11 protein-coding genes are annotated in these 16,465 nt (G+C 73.3%); 1 reads left to right on the forward strand and 10 read right to left on the reverse strand.

What is annotated here, in order from left to right; translation table 11 throughout:
* Positions 1 to 129 precede the first annotated feature (129 nt).
* From ACF1BE_RS16950 to ACF1BE_RS16980, 7 genes are all read right to left on the reverse strand, one after another.
* Positions 130 to 1,287: an SUKH-4 family immunity protein gene (locus tag ACF1BE_RS16950; RefSeq protein WP_392199804.1), complete on the reverse strand. Its 1,158-nt coding sequence runs from the start codon at positions 1,285 to 1,287 to the stop codon at positions 130 to 132.
* Positions 1,288 to 1,442: 155 nt separating this feature from the next.
* On the reverse strand, positions 1,443 to 3,749 hold the full coding sequence (locus ACF1BE_RS16955) for a xanthine dehydrogenase family protein molybdopterin-binding subunit (protein WP_392199805.1): 2,307 nt from the start codon (positions 3,747 to 3,749) through the stop codon (positions 1,443 to 1,445).
* Positions 3,746 to 5,908 (reverse strand): 2Fe-2S iron-sulfur cluster-binding protein, encoded by a 2,163-nt coding sequence (locus ACF1BE_RS16960; RefSeq protein ID WP_392199806.1) that lies wholly within the window; start codon positions 5,906 to 5,908, stop codon positions 3,746 to 3,748. The genes ACF1BE_RS16955 and ACF1BE_RS16960 overlap by 4 nt, the downstream gene beginning before the upstream one ends.
* Positions 5,905 to 6,798, reverse strand: coding sequence for an FAD binding domain-containing protein (locus ACF1BE_RS16965; RefSeq protein ID WP_392199807.1), 894 nt, complete (start codon positions 6,796 to 6,798; stop codon positions 5,905 to 5,907). Before ACF1BE_RS16965 ends, ACF1BE_RS16960 begins: the two co-directional genes overlap by 4 nt.
* A gap of 223 nt (positions 6,799 to 7,021) precedes the next feature.
* Positions 7,022 to 8,659: a beta-N-acetylhexosaminidase gene (locus tag ACF1BE_RS16970; RefSeq protein WP_392199808.1), complete on the reverse strand. Its 1,638-nt coding sequence runs from the start codon at positions 8,657 to 8,659 to the stop codon at positions 7,022 to 7,024.
* Between the two features lie 196 nt (positions 8,660 to 8,855).
* Positions 8,856 to 9,146 (reverse strand): DUF3039 domain-containing protein, encoded by a 291-nt coding sequence (locus tag ACF1BE_RS16975; protein WP_392199809.1) that lies wholly within the window; start codon positions 9,144 to 9,146, stop codon positions 8,856 to 8,858.
* Between the two features lie 29 nt (positions 9,147 to 9,175).
* Positions 9,176 to 9,748, reverse strand: a complete 573-nt coding sequence (locus ACF1BE_RS16980) for a YqgE/AlgH family protein (protein ID WP_392199810.1) — start codon at positions 9,746 to 9,748, stop codon at positions 9,176 to 9,178.
* 266 nt (positions 9,749 to 10,014) lie between these two features.
* Between ACF1BE_RS16980 and murA the strand changes: the two genes are divergently transcribed.
* Complete coding sequence (gene murA / locus ACF1BE_RS16985) at positions 10,015 to 11,355, forward strand: UDP-N-acetylglucosamine 1-carboxyvinyltransferase (protein ID WP_356823896.1); 1,341 nt, start codon at positions 10,015 to 10,017, stop codon at positions 11,353 to 11,355.
* 171 nt (positions 11,356 to 11,526) lie between these two features.
* Here the strand turns inward: murA and ACF1BE_RS16990 are convergent, their stop codons facing one another.
* The 3 genes from ACF1BE_RS16990 to ACF1BE_RS17000 all read right to left on the reverse strand — a co-directional run bounded on the left by ACF1BE_RS16990 (position 11,527) and on the right by ACF1BE_RS17000 (position 16,345).
* Complete coding sequence (locus tag ACF1BE_RS16990) at positions 11,527 to 11,808, reverse strand: HU family DNA-binding protein (protein WP_023550134.1); 282 nt, start codon at positions 11,806 to 11,808, stop codon at positions 11,527 to 11,529.
* 355 nt (positions 11,809 to 12,163) lie between these two features.
* A complete protein-coding gene (locus tag ACF1BE_RS16995; protein WP_392199811.1) occupies positions 12,164 to 13,579 on the reverse strand; it encodes an NAD-dependent malic enzyme in 1,416 nt (471 codons plus the stop codon).
* 375 nt (positions 13,580 to 13,954) lie between these two features.
* Positions 13,955 to 16,345 carry a HelD family protein gene (locus ACF1BE_RS17000; RefSeq protein WP_392199812.1) on the reverse strand — a complete coding sequence of 797 codons (2,391 nt, stop codon included), beginning with the start codon at positions 16,343 to 16,345 and terminating at the stop codon, positions 13,955 to 13,957.
* Positions 16,346 to 16,465 lie beyond the last annotated feature (120 nt).

Here is a 16,465-nt window from a genome sequence, read left to right on the forward strand (position 1 = left end):
TGGGCAAGCCGGACCTTCCGGCTTGCCCAGAGCTGTAGTTACTCAGTCGCCAGGGTGCTATCCAGGACTCCGAATCCGTCTCGGTCTTCCGAAGTGGGCGGATGCGACCGACGCACCGGGCCCGCGGGTTCAGAACACCCCGCTCGTCTCGTCCTGGAAGAGGTCCGTCCAGTAGTGCCAGGTGGTGGACGGCAGAGTGCCTGTGGGGTCCAGGGTGTCGAGGGTCTCGATCATGGCCGCGGCCAGGTGGTCGTAGGCGCGGGTCGCCAGTTCGTGGCCGAGGTGGGCGTCGATGGTGCGCTCGTGGTGAACGAGCCACAGGGTGAAGGCCAGGGTGGACACGTCGGTGTTGAGGGGGTGGAGCGTCGCCTCCGGCTCGTCGAAGGTGAGGACCGCGCCCGTTCTGCCGTCGACCAGCAGGCTGGTCTCCTCCGGCAGGCAGCCGAGGCGGATCAGGTGGTCGCAGTGGGCCGGGAGCCGGTCCGCCGGGTAACCGGCGCGCTCCTGTACGACGTACTCCCGCAGCGTCGGCAGCGGCACGTCCGTGTCGGTGTGGAAGAAGACTGCCTCCTCCGGCAGCCCCGTGCCGCGCAGGAAGCGGCGCGTCGGTTCGTGCGTGAGCGTCGCCGGGAAGTCGACCTCCTCGAAGCGTGCCACCCTGCCGTGCCCGAACTGCTGGTCCAGGAGACGCGCGGGGAGGTCGAGGGTGAGACCCGACGCCGTGCCGGGGCCGGCGACGAGGGAGAGCGGGCGGATCAGTGCCGCCGCCTTCCAGTACGGCGGGACCTCGCCGCCCGTGCCCTCCTCGAAGAGGGCGAGGAGGCGCCGGGAGGCCTCGGTCACCGTCTCGGGGCCGTACCGTCCCGCCAGGGTGGCGAACCGGCCGCGCAGGCCCGCCAGTTCCTCGGTGACGGCGGCGAAGCGCAGCACCGTGTGCAGGGAGGGCGCGAAGGGGCGGGGCGCGGTCGGCGCGACGAGGTGGGCCGTCGTCAGCTCGCCCGTGGCGCCGTCGAGCAGGATCGACTCGCGCTCCATGCCGGCCGGGGTGAGCAGTTCGCCTATGACCAGGCGGCCGCGCAGCTCCTCCGCCAGGCCGAGGGGGCCGTCCGTGGCGTCGGCGAGTGTGCGCAGGCCGTACGTGCGCAGCGGGGAGAACGTCAGCGGGCCGGTGTCCGCGGGCAGTCCGGGGCCGGTGAGCAGGCCGCGCGTCGGTGCGTGGGTGACGTAGCGGTCCAGCTCCGCCTCGGTCAGCGTGATCGCCGGGATCCCGGCCTCGGTCGTGCTCATCGCTCCCCCGCGATCTCCCCTGTGCGTGACAGGCGTGCGTACCCCGTCGTACGCGGCCCCCGGTCAGGTGCCCCGACTGCTGCGCACACTACGCCGCCCCACTGACAACGGCCCTCACCAGGAAGGACGCGCAGCGGACTCCCGCCCGGGGGTGCTCACCGGTCGGTGACCACGGCCGCCTGGGGGCGGATCGGGAGGCGGTTGACCGGGCGGCCGGTGGCCGCGCGGACGGCGGAGGCGATCGCCGCCGGGGCCGTCACCACCGGGACCGCGCTGACCGACTTGGCGCCGAAGGGGGCGACGACGTCCCGTTCCTCGACGAGTCTGACGATGCGGACGTCCGGGGCGTCGAGGGCGGTCGGCAGGGCGTAACCGGTCAGGTCGGGGTGGCGGACCAGGCCGCGCGGGGTGCGGAGGTTCTCGGTGAGCGCGATGCCGACGCCCTGCGTCACGCCGGCCTCGATGCGGGCCGTCAGCTGGGCCGGGTTGAGGATCCTGCCGACGTCCTGGGCCACCGCCAGCTCCACCACCCGGACCGAGCCCAGCTCGATGTCGACGTCGACCACCGCGCGGATCGCGCAGAAGGCGAGCCCGACGAAGGCGTCGCCCTGGCCGGCGGCGTCCAGCGGCTCGGTGGGGTGCGGGCGGCACTGGGCCGTCGCCCACAGCTCCTTGCCGTCCAGCGCCTCGGTGACCGTCGTGGAGAGCACACCGTCGTACGACGTGATCTTGCCGTCGGTGATCTGGAGCAGCTCGGTGGACATGCCGAACTTGTGGGCGAGGGGCTGGAGCAGCTGGGTGCGGACCATCTTCGCCGCCCGTTCCACCGCGCCGCCCGACACCCAGGTGTGCCGGCTCCGGCAGCCCGCGCCGGCCGGTGGCTGGTCGGTGTCGACCGGGGCGACGTGGACCTCCTCGATGCCGAGGGTCTCCTGCACGATCTGCCGGGCGAGGGTGGTGAAGCCCTGGCCGGTCTCCACGGCCGCGCACAGCACGGTCGCGATGCCGTCGTGGACCTTGACCGTCGCCGTGGACACCTCGTCGGCGCCCTCCGCGCCCAGCATGTGCACCATGCCCAGGCCGTAGCCGACGCCCCGGCGCACCGCGCCGGGTTCGCCCGCGCCCTCGGGGCCGCCGGGCAGCAGCCAGTCCTCCTCGGGCATGTCCTTGGGCAGCGCGGGCAGCGGGGCGTCCCGGACGGCCTGGAGCAGTTCGGCGACCGGCGCGGGGCAGGTCACGGTCTGCCCGATCGGCAGGACGTCACCGGTGGCGAGGACGTTGCGCAGGCGGAGCTCGGCGGGGTCCAGGCCGAGTTTCTTCGCGAGCTTGTCCATCTGCGCCTCGTAGGCGGCGCACACCTGCAGGGCGCCCTCGCCGCGTACGTGGCCGGAGGGCGGGTTGTTGGTGCGGACGGCCCAGCCCTCGATGAAGGCGTTCGGGACGACGTACGGGCCGCACGCGAAGGAGACGGCGGCGGCGAGGGCCTCCGCGGAGGTGTCGGCGTACGGGCCCGCGTCGAGCAGGATCTGCGCCTCGACCTTGACCAGCCGGCCCTCGGCGTCGGCGTGGTGGCGGTAGCGCAGCAGGGTGGGGTGGCGGTGGGCGTGGCCGAGGAAGGACTCCTCGCGCGTGGCGGTGAGTTTCACCGGGCAGCCGGTCCTGAGCGCGAGCAGCCCGAGCGGGAGCTGGAAGCCCTGGTCCTCGCGGTCCGCCGTGGCGCCTGGCACCCCCGTGACGACGATCTTCACCCGGTCGGGGGGCAGGCCGTAGCAGGCGGCGGCCGTGTTGCGGTCGGTGTGCGGGTCGGTGGAGGCGAGGTACAGCTCCACGCCGCCGTCGGGGCGGGGCACGGCGAGGCCGGCCTCGGCGCCGATGGGGGCCGGGTCCTGGCGCCCGATGCGGTACAGGCCCTCGACCACGATCTCGCCGGCCGCCTCGGGGTCCCCGTGACGCAGCGGGATGTGCCGGATCAGGTTGCCGTCGGGGTGCAGCGGCTCGGCCTCGAAGGCCTGTTCCGGGTCGGTGACGGGGTCCAGCACCTCGTACTCGACGATGACGGCGGCGGCGGCCATCCGCGCGGTGTCCGGGTGGTCGGCGGCGACCGCGGCGATGGGCTCGCCGTGGTGGCGTACGACCTCCGAGGCGAACACCGGCCGGTCGGGCGCGCCCCGGCCGTGGCGGGGCGTGCCGGGCACGTCCTCGTGGGTGATGACGGCGCGGACGCCGGGCATCTCACGCGCGTGGGTGGTGTCGATGGACACGATGCGCGCGTGCGCGTGCGGGGAGCGCAGCACGGCCGCCCACAGCAGGCCCTCGGCCCACAGGTCGGCCGCGTACGGGAAGGTGCCCTCGGTCTTCGCGCGGGCGTCGGCGTGCGGCAGGGAGACGCCGATGCCGTGCGGCGACTCGGCTTCGGGAACGGGTTCCGTCGCGGTGGTCGCGATGCCGGCCTCGTTGCTCACCCCAGGCCTCCGTCCTGCCCGTAGTGCTGGTCTCGCGGTCCCGGCACGCCGTACGCGTCCGGGGTGTCGCCGTACGCGTCCTGCGGGTCGCCGTACGCGTCGGGGGCGTCGCCGTACGCGTCCTGCGGGTCGCCGTAGCCGTCGGGGGCGTCGCCGTAGCCGTCGGGAGTGGCCTCGAACACGGGCGGCGCGGGCGGCGCGGGCGGCGACCCGAACGCTCCGGGTGCCTCGAACGCCGACGGGTGGACGCCACCGGAGCCGGGGCCCGCCTGGTGCGGGATACGCGCCTCGTCCCCGTCCGTCCCGGGGCCGGCCGGGGACCCGTCGCGCTCGGCGACGACCTCCTTGACGGCCTCGAGCACGCCGCGGTAGCCGGAGCAGCGGCACAGGTTGCCGCACAGGGCCTGCCGGGTCTCCAGCTCGGTGGGCGCCGGGTTGCGCTCCAGCAGGTCGTGCACGGTCATCGCGATGCCGGGCACGCAGAAGCCGCACTGCACGGCACCGCAGCGGGCGAGCGCGCGCTGGACGTCGGAGGGCTGCCCGTCGGTGGCCAGGCCCTCGACCGTCCGCACCTCGCTGCCGGCCGCGGTGACCGCCGGGACCAGGCACGAGGCCACGAGCCGGCCGTCGACCTGCACGTTGCACGCCCCGCACTCGCCCTGCGAGCAGCCGTCCTTGGCACCCGCGAGACCGAGCCGTTCGCGCAGCACGTACAGCAGCGACTCGCCGATCCAGGCGTCGGTGACCGGGCGGTCGGCGCCGTTGACGCGCAGCACGTAGGAGGCGAGGGGGTGGTCGTCGTGCGGCGGGAGGGGTACGGCGGCCGGTTCCCCGGCGTCGTCGGGGGCGGCGTCCTGGGCGGCCCGGTCCTCCTGGGCGTCCGTGGCCTCCCGGGCGTCCTGGGCGGAGGCCTCGGGGCTTTCCGGGCCGGTCTCCTCGGCCGGGCTGCCCGAGGCCTGCGCGTCGGCGGCGGGCCGCGGCGTCGCGGGGTCCTCCGGGTCCGCGGGATACGACGCGGAGGCGTCCGCGTCCAGGGGGGCGGCCGTGGCCGCCGCTGTCGCGGGCTGCGGGGCGGTCGCCGGGTCCGCGGGCTCCTCCTGGCCGGCCGGAGCGTCACCGGGGCGCTCAGGGGCCTCCGCGAGGCCGTGCGCCTCCGTCTCCGGGACGGCAGCCGGCTCCGCGGGCGGGAGCGCCGCATCGGGCGCGGCCTGTGCCGCCGTACCGCCGTGCGGGTCGTCGTCCACGCCGGCATCCGCGCGACCGGCCTCGGCCGGACCGCCGTCCGGGTGACCGCCGTCTCCGGGGTCGCCGTCCACGTGACCGTCCTCGGCGTGACCGGCCTCCTCGGGAGCGAAGTCGCCGTGACCGGCCTCCCCCCGGCCGTCCTCCGCGTGACCGGCCGGGCCGTGCCCGTACCCGTCCTGCCGCAGGTGCCCCTCCTGCCGGACGTACCCGTTCTCCGGGACGTACCCGTCCTCCGGGACGTACACGTCGTCCGGAACGTACCCGTCCTCGGGAACGTACGCGTCGTCCGGGACGTACCCGTCCTCCCGCGCGAATCCGTCCTCCGGCACGTACGCGTCCGGCGCGGGCGCCGTGGCGGCGCCTGCCGGGGGGCCGTCCCACGGGTGGTCCGCGCCGTCCGTCGCCCAGGGCGCGGGCGCACCGCCTGGCAGGGTGGCCGGCGGGGTGCCGCCCCACTGCTCGACCAGCGACGACGTCGTGAACTCGCCGGACTCGTCCGGCAGGTCGCCGCCGGCGACGGGGATGGACCACTGCCCGGTGACGTCGTGCCCCGGGGCGGCCGGTGCCGCGGGCTCCTCGAAGGTCCAGTGCTGGGTGGCGCCGGGACGGTACGTGAAGCGGTCGTCCGTGGCCTGCGGCGGGGCCGGCGTGGCGTTCGGGTCGGGCCAGTGGGCGCCGCCCTCGGGCGCGGGCCATCCGTCCGGGGTGCCGTCGGCGTGCGTGGCCGTGATGCGCGGCGGCACATAGCCGTGTCCGGGCGCGGCCAGCGGGCTGTCGCCGGACAGCAGGGCGTCGATGCCGCCCTCGGGGAGCCTGACGAAGGCGGTGGCGCCGTCGTCGTAGTCGCCCTGGGGCAGCGGGTCCCAGCGGCCGCCGCTCCGGGGCGTGCCCTCTCCGTGCTGGTCGTCGGTCACGACAGCGCCCTCCCCAGTGCTCGTCGGGCCAGCGCGGCGACGGTGCGCCGCAGGTGCAGTACGGCGGGCGGAAGCGGGATCACCGAGCCGTCGGGCTCGGGCACCGGGTCGGGGATGCAGGCCGCTGCGACGTACTCGCCGAAGGCGCGCAGGGCCTCCGGGACGAGGGCGCGGTCGTTGTCCCAGTCGATGAGCTGCGCGACCCACTGCTCCGCCTCCAGGGGCCGCAGCGGCATCGGCGCTATGGCCCCTACGGCGCAGCGCACGCCGCGCCGGGCGGGGTCGAGGACGAGGGCGACGGAGGCCAGCGCGCGGCCCGGTCCGGTGCGTCCGGTGGCCTTCACGAAGACCTGCGGGGCGTGCAGCAGCGGCACGCGCACGTAGCCGATGAGTTCACCGCCGCGCAGCATCTCCATGCCGGCCAGCAGGTGCGACACCGGGATCTCCCGGCGGGCTCCGCCCGGGCCCGCGATGATCAGGGTCGCTTCCAGGGCGGCGAGCACCGGCAGGGCGTCCCCGGTGGGGGCGGCCGTGGCGATGTTGCCGCCCAGGGTGCCCGCGTTGCGGATGTGCGGCGGGCCGGCGGCGCGTGCCGCGGCGGCGAGCGCCGGGATCAGGGCCGCGAAGTCGGGGCGGCCCATGCGGGCGTGGGTGAGGCCCGCGCCGAGCAGTGCGTGGCCGTCCTGGTACTGCCAGCCGCGGATCTCGCTGATCCGGCCGAGGCCCACCAGGGCGGCGGGCCTGAGCTGGCCGGAGTTGACGGCGGCCATCAGGTCGGTGCCGCCCGCGACGGGGACGGCGGCGGGCAGGGCGGCGAGGGCCGCCACGGCCTCGTCCAGCGTCGTGGGCAGCGTGACGGCCTGCCCCGCCTGCGGTGCGTGCGTGGTCAAACCGGCTGCCCCTTCCCGCTGCCCCACCTGGTCCCGCCTGTGCTGCCGTACGGTACGTGCTGACAGGGCGGACGACGCAACTCTGGCACATCTTCGCAAGGCTCGAACGCGGGGGTCCGCTAGGAGGCATTCGCCCACCTCACCGGGGAGATGGTCCGGTTTCGCACGGCATCACCGGTGCGGGCGGATTGCCACTCTTCGGTGACGCTGCCGGGTTTTTCCGTTACCTGTTCGGGGGCGGTCCCTCGATCGGGCGGCCGGGCACGCCGGGGCGCCGCTGCCACGGCCGGGGCCCGGTGGGGGGCCGGTAGCCGACGCCGAGCGCGTCAAGTCGCCGGTAGTGGGCGGTCATCCGGCGTTCGAAGTCCGCGTAGTCCCGTTCCGCCGGGGCGGGCAGCCGGCTCCAGGCGACCTCGGCGAACGCCGCGAGCCGGGGGAACGCCTGGTAGTCCACGCGCGCGGAGTCCTCCAACACCTCGGTCCACAGGTTGGCCTGAGTGCCCAGCACGTGCCGGGCCTCCTGGCCGGTGAGCCCGGCCGGGACGGGTTCGAAGCGGTAGACGTCCTCCAGGGTGCGCACGAAGCCGATCGGCACCGGCTCGTCCGCGCCGGGGGCCTGGCGGTGGTCCAGGTACACGTACTGCTCCGGGCACATGACCACGTCGTGGCCGGCCCGGGCGGCGGCGGTCCCGCCCGCGTAGCCCCGCCAGGAGGAGACCGCCGCGCCCGGGGCGAGCCCGCCCTCCAGGATCTCGTCCCAGCCGATGAGGCGGCGTCCGCGCGCGGCGAGCCAGGCGTCGAAGTGCCCGATGAACCAGGACTGCAGGCCGGCCTCGCCGTCGAGGCCGAGGTCCGTGATGCGGGTCTTGGCGGTCACGGACTCGGCCCACTGCTCCTTGGGGCACTCGTCGCCGCCGATGTGGACGAACTCCGAGAAGCCGGCGGCGTCGGCGGGGAACAGCTCCAGGACCTCCTCGAGGACGCCTTCGTAGAAGCGCAGGGTGGTGTCGGTGGGGGCCAGCACGTTGGCGGAGATGCCCCAGGTGTCCCAGACGGTGAGGGCGGTGGTGTCGACGACGTCGGTGTTGCCGAGCTCGGGGTAGGCGGCGATGGCGGCCTGCGAGTGGCCCGGTACGTCGATCTCCGGGACGACGGCGATGTGCCGTTCGGCGGCGTAGGCGACGATCTCCCTGATGTCGTCCTGGGTGTAGTGACCCCCGTGCGGTTTCTCCTCCCAGAGCGGTGAGGCGCGGTGGCCGAACTTCGTCCGTGGCCGCCAGGAGGCTTTTTCGGTCAGTTTCGGATAGCGCTTGATCTCGATGCGCCAGCCCTGGTCGTCCGTCAGGTGGAGGTGCAGGACGTTGAGTTTGTGCGCGGCCATCAGGTCCAGGTAGCGCAGCACGCCGTCCTTGGGCATGAAGTGCCGGGCGACGTCGAGGAGGAGGCCGCGCCAGCGGAACCGGGGGGCGTCCTCGACGGTCCGGCAGGGCACGCGGAGGGCGGCGTCCGGCCGTACGGGGGCACGCCGGAAGGCGTCGGGGCCGAGCAGCTGACGCAGGGTCTGCGCGCCCCAGAACACCCCGGCGGGTCCGCCGCCGCGGATCTCGACGCCCTGGCCGGCGCCGGCGGCGAGCCGGTACGCCTCCGGCTCCAGCGTGCCGTCCACGAGCAGCCGTACGCCGTCGGGGGCGTCCCGGGGGCCGGGGCGCAGCGGCAGGCCCAGGGCCGCGCCGAGCGTCGCGCGCAGCCAGCGTTCGGTGCGTTCCGTGCCCGGGCCGGCCCACAGTGGGGTGCCGGGGCCGAGCGGCACGCCGCTGCCCGCCGCTTCCTCGACGGCGCGCGGCGCCGGAATCAGTTCCACGACCTCATCTCCTCATCCAGCGGCGCGTTGCGCTGTGCGCAACGACGGTTCCTCCCCGTACAACGCCTCGAAGGCTAGGGACCGGGACGGCACCCCACAAGAGGTCTGGACCACTCAGGTGCGCGGAAACGCGGAGATCCCCGGGACACGCCTCACGCGCGTCCCGGGGATCTCGACCGTTCGTTGCCGGCCGGGCCTACTTGTCCCCGCCCTTGCCGCCCTTGTCCTTGTCGCCGCCGCTGCCCATGGATTCGTAGATCTCCTTGCACATGGGACACACGGGGTACTTCTTCGGGTCGCGGCCCGGCACCCAGACCTTGCCGCACAGCGCCACGACGGGGGTGCCGTCGAGGGCGCTCGCCATGATCTTGTCCTTCTGGACGTAGTGGGCGAAGCGCTCGTGGTCACCGTCGCCGTGGGACACCTGTGGCGTCGGCTCTACGAGGGTCCCCGTACCAGTCCCGCGCTCGGGCTCGAGAGTGCTCATACCGCCCAGGGTACTGAAGCTCACAGGCATCAGTTGAGCGAAGGGTCGTCCGGATACGTGGCCACCATCGCCAGCTCGTTGCGCTGACGGCGCAGCACCTCCCGCCACAGCCGCTCCGGGGCCGGCGAGGACACGTCACCCGGCTCGGACTCGACGACGTACCAGGCGCCCTCCACCAGCTCGTCCTCCAGCTGGCCCGGGCCCCAGCCCGCGTAACCGGCGAAGATGCGCAGGGAGCCGACCGCGGAGGCCAGCAGTTCCGGCGGGGCCTCCAGGTCGACCAGCCCGATCGCGCCGTGCACCCGCCGCCAGCCGAGCGGGGCACCGTCGCCGTCCGCGTCGCCGGGGATCACCGCGATCCCGAGCGCCGAGTCCAGCGAGACGGGACCGCCCTGGAAGACGACGCCGGGCTCGCCGGCGAGGCCGGCCCAGCCCTCCAGGATGTCGCCCACGTCCACCGGCGTGGGGCGGTTGAGGACGACGCCGAGGGAGCCCTCCTCGTCGTGGTCGAGAAGGAGCACCACCGCACGGTCGAAGTTCGGGTCCGCCAGGGCGGGCGTGGCCACGAGCAGCCGCCCTGTGAGCGAGGACACCTCGGTCATGCCAGACATGATCCCGCATCTTTCCCTCGCGTGGGGAGCCAATCAGGTGGACGCAGCTCAGGGTGCGGGGAGTCGCCCCGGCGTGCGCGGCCACCCGGTGACCCGTCGTGCCCGGAAGGGAACGGTTCGTGTTGTGACACGACCATGACCCGGCTGGGCGGTCCTCGGGCTTACGGGCGAGGGGTGATCGGCGATTACCCTGTCTTCCCGGCCCCTGCGCACAGTGATCGGCCGGCCCCTGACCAACTCATCGGAACGCGAGATTCATGACCGTCAACGACGATGTCCTGCTTGTCCACGGCGGAACCCCGCTGGAGGGCGAGATCCGTGTCCGCGGTGCGAAGAACCTCGTGCCGAAGGCCATGGTCGCCGCCCTGCTGGGCAGTGAGCCGAGCCGACTGCGCAATGTTCCGGACATCCGTGACGTGCGGGTCGTCCGCGGCCTGCTCCAGCTGCACGGGGTGACGGTCCGCCCGGGTGAGGAGCCCGGTGAGCTGGTGCTCGACCCGACGCGCGTCGAGAGCGCCAACGTGGCCGACATCGATGCCCACGCGGGTTCCAGCCGTATCCCGATCCTCTTCTGCGGCCCGCTGCTGCACCGTCTCGGCCACGCGTTCATCCCGGGCCTGGGCGGCTGCGACATCGGCGGCCGGCCCATCGACTTCCACTTCGACGTGCTGCGGCAGTTCGGCGCGACCATCGAGAAGCGGGCGGACGGACAGTACCTGGAGGCGCCGCAGCGGCTGCGCGGTACCAAGATCCGGCTGCCGTACCCGTCGGTCGGCGCGACCGAGCAGGTGCTGCTGACGGCCGTACTCGCCGAGGGCGTCACGGAGCTGTCCAACGCGGCCGTCGAGCCGGAGATCGAGGACCTCATCTGCGTGCTGCAGAAGATGGGCGCGATCATCGCGATGGACACCGACCGGACGATCCGCATCACCGGTGTGGACAAGCTCGGCGGTTACGACCACCGTGCCCTCGCGGACCGGCTGGAGGCCGCGTCCTGGGCTTCTGCGGCGCTCGCGACCAACGGCAACATCTACGTCCGCGGCGCCCAGCAGCGCTCGATGATGACGTTCCTGAACACCTACCGCAAGGTGGGCGGCGCTTTCCGGATCGACGACGAGGGCATCCGGTTCTGGCACCCCGGCGGCCAGTTGAAGTCCATCGCCCTGGAGACGGACGTGCACCCCGGCTTCCAGACGGACTGGCAGCAGCCGCTGGTGGTGGCGCTCACCCAGGCCACGGGTCTGTCGATCATCCACGAGACGGTCTACGAGTCCCGCCTCGGCTTCACCTCCGCCCTGAACCAGATGGGCGCGCACATACAGCTCTACCGCGAGTGCCTGGGCGGTTCGAACTGCCGTTTCGGCCAGCGCAACTTCCTGCACTCCGCGGTCGTCTCCGGCCCCACCCGCCTCCAGGGTGCCGATCTGGTCATCCCCGACCTGCGCGGCGGTTTCTCGTACCTCATCGCGGCCCTGGCCGCCGAGGGCACCTCCCGCGTCCACGGCATCGACCTCATCAACCGGGGCTACGAGAACTTCATGGAGAAGCTCGTGGAACTCGGCGCGAAGGTGGAGCTGCCGGGCAAGGCCCTCGGCTAGCCCCCACGCACGACGAAAGGGCGGTCCCCCCGCTGGGAGGGGACCGCCCTTTTCGGCGTCTTCGGCTGAGGCGCCCCAGGGAGGCGCGGGGAACTGCGTGACCATGCACATCGGACCCGCAGTCGCCCACGGCGCTCACGTGGGACGGCGCTCAGAGCGGAGCGCTTACGCTTACTTGCCCTTGGCGGCTTCCTTGAGCTTGCTGCCCGCGGTCACCTTCACGCTGTAGCCGGCCGGGATGTTGATGGGCTCGCCGGTCTGCGGGTTCCGCGCGGTGCGAGCGGCACGGTGGGTGCGCTCGAAGGTCAGGAAGCCGGGGATGGTGACCTTCTCGTCGCCCTTGGCGACGATCTCGCCGACGGTCTCGGCGAACGCGGCCAGCACGGCGTCGGCGTCCTTGCGGGTCACCTCGGCGCGGTCGGCCAGCGCGGCCACCAGCTCACTGCGGTTCATGTTGTTACTCCCGTGTATTTCTTGCCGTTGGGGTGTGCCACGCGGCTCAGTCGCCCGAGGCACTGCGATGCCGATGCGGTCGCGCCCAGGGACGCATCCTGCCCCTACCTGCGGCGGGAAAGCCAATCCGGCACCCGTAGGAGTCGTGAGAACACCCTGGGGAGTCACACGAAAAGCGCCTGCTCGGCCGTCACCCTAGAGCGCACCCGGCATCCCTCGGTTCCACGACGCGCCGGTGCGGGGGGCCGCCGTGGTGATACTCACAGCCCCGCGCACCGAGCCGCACATCGCGTCCAGGCCCTCTCGTTCGGATCATGCCGGGCTCGCGGGTCCGGCCTGATCCGACCGAAAGACCCTAGGCCGTCGCGCCGGCCGCCTTGGCGGCCTCGCGGACCGCCCCGGCCACGGCGCCCGCGACCTTGTCGTTGAAGACGCTGGGGACGATGTAGTTGGGGTTCAGCTCGTCCTCGGTGACCACGTCGGCCAGCGCCTTCGCGGCGGCCAGCATCATCTCGGTGTTCACCGTGCGGGACTGGGCGTCCAGCAGGCCGCGGAAGACGCCCGGGAAGACGAGCACGTTGTTGATCTGGTTGGGGAAGTCGGAGCGGCCGGTGGCCACGACGGCGGCCGTCTGGCGGGCGATCGCGGGCTCCACCTCGGGGTCCGGGTTCGCGAGCGCGAACACGATGGCGCCGTCGGCCATGGCGGCCACGTCGTCGCCGTCCAGGACGTTCGGGGCGGAGACGCCGATGAAGACGTCGGCGCCGCGCACGGCCTCCTTCAGGGTGCCGGTCAGGCCCTCGGGGTTGGTGTTGTCGGCGATCCAGCGCAGCGGCGAGTCGGCCGGGGCGTCCACCAGGTCTCCGCGGCCCGCGTGGACGACACCGTGGATGTCGGCGACGACGGCGTTCTTCACGCCGGCGGCGATCAGCAGCTTGAGGATCGCCGTGCCGGCCGCACCGGCGCCGGACATGACCACCCGGATGTTCTCGATGGCCCTGTCCGTGACGCGCAGGGCGTTGGTCAGGGCGGCGAGGACGACGATGGCGGTGCCGTGCTGGTCGTCGTGGAAGACGGGGATGTCCAGGGCCTCGCGCAGCCGGGCCTCGATCTCGAAGCAGCGCGGGGCGGAGATGTCCTCGAGGTTGATGCCGGCGAAGCCGGGGGCGATCGCCTTGACGATCTCCACGATCGCGTCGGAGTCCTGGGTGTCCAGGCAGATCGGCCAGGCGTCGATGCCGGCGAAGCGCTTGAAGAGGGCCGCCTTGCCCTCCATGACGGGCAGCGCGGCCTTGGGGCCGATGTTGCCGAGGCCGAGCACGGCGGAGCCGTCCGTCACGACCGCAACGGAGTTGCGCTTGATGGTGAGGCGGCGGGCGTCCTCGGGATTCTCGGCGATGGCCATGCAGACGCGGGCCACACCCGGCGTGTAGACCATGGACAGGTCGTCACGGTTGCGGATGGGGTGCTTCGACGCCATCTCGATCTTGCCGCCGAGGTGCATGAGGAACGTACGGTCCGAGACCTTGCCCAGCGTGACGCCCTCGATGCCGCGCAGCCTCTCGACGATCTCCTCCGCGTGGGCCGTGGAGGTGGCCGCGATGGTGACGTCGATACGGAGCTTCTCGTGACCGGACGCGGTGACGTCGAGGCCGGTCACCGAGCCTCCGGAGGACTCCACGGCGGTGGTGAGCTGGGAGACGGCGGTTCCGCTCGCGGGCACCTCCAGCCGGATCGTCATCGAGTAGGAGACGCTGGGCGCCGTTGCCATGGCCGACTTCCTCTGCTTTCACCGTGTCGCTAGTTGTGCCGTCCGATCGTCGCACCTACCGATCAGTACGTGGTAGTCGCCCCGGATTGCGGACGTTGTGTTCACCGGACCGACCGACGGCCGCTCGTATTCGGAAAGTAACTTCCACCATACGAGAAGTTGCCGGGCAAAGAAAGAGGCCCACGTCACTTCCGTGACGTGGGCCTCCCACGTTCATGACACCGACCCGCCATGCTCGCCTCGCGGCAAGTGGTCGCTCGTAGCGACGAAGGTTGGGCCCGGGGGCTTGGATCGGGCCGGTGCCACGTCAAGGCTAACAAACAGTTGCCCGGGACCATTCCTGCTGCGCCGAGTTCACCGGAGAACCTCTTCCCGTCAGTCCCTCAGGAGGTCCGGAACCCCCGCCCCGTCCGGCTCGTCCCGCTCCCCCGACACCACTGTCAGCTGCTGGGTGGCCCGGGTCAGCGCCACGTACAGCACGCGCAGTCCCGCCGGTGACTCGTCGGCGATCTCCGCGGGCGAGACGACCACGGTCGCGTCGTACTCCAGTCCCTTGGCCTCGAGGCTGCCGAGCGCCACCACCCGGTCGCCGAGCCCGGCCAGCCAGCGACGGGCCTCCTCGCGCCGGTTCATCGCGACGACCACGCCGACCGTGCCGTCCACCAGCCCGAGCAGCCGCTCCGCCTCGGCCCGCACGGTCCGCTCCAGCGAGTCCCGTACGACGGTGAAGCGGGGCTCGACGCCGGTGGACCGTACGGCGGTCGGCGCCTCGGAGCCCGGCATGGCGAGGGCCAGCACCCTGGCGGCCAGCTCGGCGATCTCCGCCGGGTTGCGGTAGTTGACGGTGAGCTGGAAACGGCGCCGGGGCCGGGTGCCCAGGGCCTCGTCACGGGCCTGTGCCGCCTCGTCCGGGTCGGACCAGGACGACTGCGCCGGATCCCCGACCACCGTCCAGGTGGCGTGCCGGCCGCGGCGGCCGACCATGCGCCACTGCATCGGCGTGAGGTCCTGCGCCTCGTCCACGATGACGTGCGCGTACTCGGTGCGCTCCTGCGCGAGGCGCTCGGCCCGCTCCCACTGCGACTCCGCGCGCACCGGCATCAGTTCCTCCAGGCCGGTGAGCTGGTCCAGCGGGTCCAGCTCGCGCTTCCTGCGCGGCCGGGCCGGCGCGCCGAGGATCGCCTGGAGCTCGTCGAGCAGGGCGATGTCGTGCACCGAGCGGCCGTCCCGCCGCAGGGCCCGGGCGACCTTGCGGACCTCGCCGGGATTGAGGATCCGCCGGGCCCAGCGGCCGAGCCGCCGCTCGTCTGCCATGGCGGTGAGCACGGCCTCCGGGGTGAGTTCGGGCCACCAGGCGTCGAGGAAGCCGAGGAAGCTGTCCTCCGTGCTGACGTCCTCGTCGAACGAGGAGCGCAGTTCGGCGGCGAGTTCGGGGTCGGCGTGCCGGCCGGCGGCGCCGGATCTCGCCCACAGGGCGTCCAGGAGCAGCCTGCGGGCGCGCGGGCGGAGCAGGTTGACGGGCGCGGTGCCGCCGAGGACGGTACGGCGGATGCGGTCCAGCTCGCCGGCCCCCAGCTCGATCCGGCGCCCGAAGGCGACCACCCGGAGGCGGGCGGGCGGGCCGTCGGCCGGCGGGGTCCCGGCGTTCTCGGCGTTCCGGGCGCCGTCGGTGTCGTCATCCAGGGCGAGCTGCCCCGCCGGGGCGCCGGACCCCAGCTCCAGGGCACCCCGGGCCGCCTTCCGCAGCACCTTCAGCATCCGGTACGAGCCCTTGGCACGGGCCACGGCCGGCGAGTCGTACAGCGTGGCCTCCGCGCCGTCGACCAGCGAACCGATCGCACGGATGGCGACCTGACCCTCCTCGCCGAGCGAGGGCAGCACGCCCTCGGTGTAGGCGACGAGCAGCGGGGTCGGCGAGACGATCAGGATGCCGCCCGCGTAGCGGCGCCGGTCCTGGTAGAGCAGGTAGGCGGCCCGGTGCAGGGCGACGGCGGTCTTCCCGGTGCCCGGCCCGCCCTCGACGTAGGTGACGGAGGCGGCGGGAGCGCGGATGACCATGTCCTGCTCGGCCTGGATGGAGGAGACGATGTCCCGCATGGTGTGGCCGCGGGCCTGGCCGAGGGCGGCCATGAGGGCGCCGTCCCCGATGACGGGCAGCTGGTCACCGCCCAGGTAGGCCGTCAGCTCCGGGCGCATGAGGTCGTCCTCGACCCCCAGCACCCGGCGCCCCCTGGACCGGATGACCCGGCGCCGCACGACCCGTCCCGGCTCCACGGGGGTGGCCCGGTAGAAGGGCGCGGCGGCGGGCGCTCGCCAGTCGATGACCAGCGGGGAGTAGTCCGAGTCCAGCACACCGATGCGCCCGATGTGCAGGGTCTCGGCGATGTCGGCGGTGTTGTCGTCACGCACCGCGCCCTCGGCGGGCTCCACCGCGGTGTACGCGCCGTCGGGCCCCTTCCTGCCGTCCTTGCCGGGCAGCAGGTCGATGCGGCCGAAGAGGAAGTCCTCGAACTCGTTGTTGAGCCGGTTGAGGTGGACACCGGCCCGGAACACCTGCGCGTCGCGCTCGGCCAGCGCGCCGGGCGTGCCGACCTGGCCGCGCTGGGCCGCGTCGTGCATGAGGAACTCGGCCTCGTGGATCTTCTCCTCGAGCCGCCGGTACACCCGGTCCAGGTGTTCCTGTTCGACGCTGATCTCCCGGTCGCGGACGGAATCGCGTGCGTCCTGTACCGAGTCGACCGCGGACTGCTGAACCTGAGCGGCCACCGGGCCCCCTTCTGACGTGCTGGGCAGCCGTCAACCGTACGCGAAGGGAGCGGGCGTAGGCTACGGCACGTCGGTCCGGCGCCCCCGTGTCACCCGGGAACGCCGGAAGGAGGAGCCCGC

The organism is Streptomyces sp. NPDC014991 (genome assembly GCF_043080665.1).
GTDB lineage: Bacteria > Actinomycetota > Actinomycetes > Streptomycetales > Streptomycetaceae > Streptomyces.

Bases quoted from the DNA above. Each gene is read 5' to 3' on its own strand.
- ACF1BE_RS16950 (WP_392199804.1), bottom strand. From the start codon at position 1,287: ATGAGCACGACCGAGGCCGGGATCCCGGCGATCACGCTGACCGAGGCG.
- ACF1BE_RS16975 (WP_392199809.1), bottom strand. From the start codon at position 9,146: ATGAGCACTCTCGAGCCCGAGCGCGGGACTGGTACGGGGACCCTCGTA.
- ACF1BE_RS16980 (WP_392199810.1), bottom strand. From the start codon at position 9,748: ATGACCGAGGTGTCCTCGCTCACAGGGCGGCTGCTCGTGGCCACGCCC.
- murA (WP_356823896.1), top strand. From the start codon at position 10,015: ATGACCGTCAACGACGATGTCCTGCTTGTCCACGGCGGAACCCCGCTG.
- ACF1BE_RS16990 (WP_023550134.1), bottom strand. From the start codon at position 11,808: ATGAACCGCAGTGAGCTGGTGGCCGCGCTGGCCGACCGCGCCGAGGTG.
- ACF1BE_RS16995 (WP_392199811.1), bottom strand. From the start codon at position 13,579: ATGGCAACGGCGCCCAGCGTCTCCTACTCGATGACGATCCGGCTGGAG.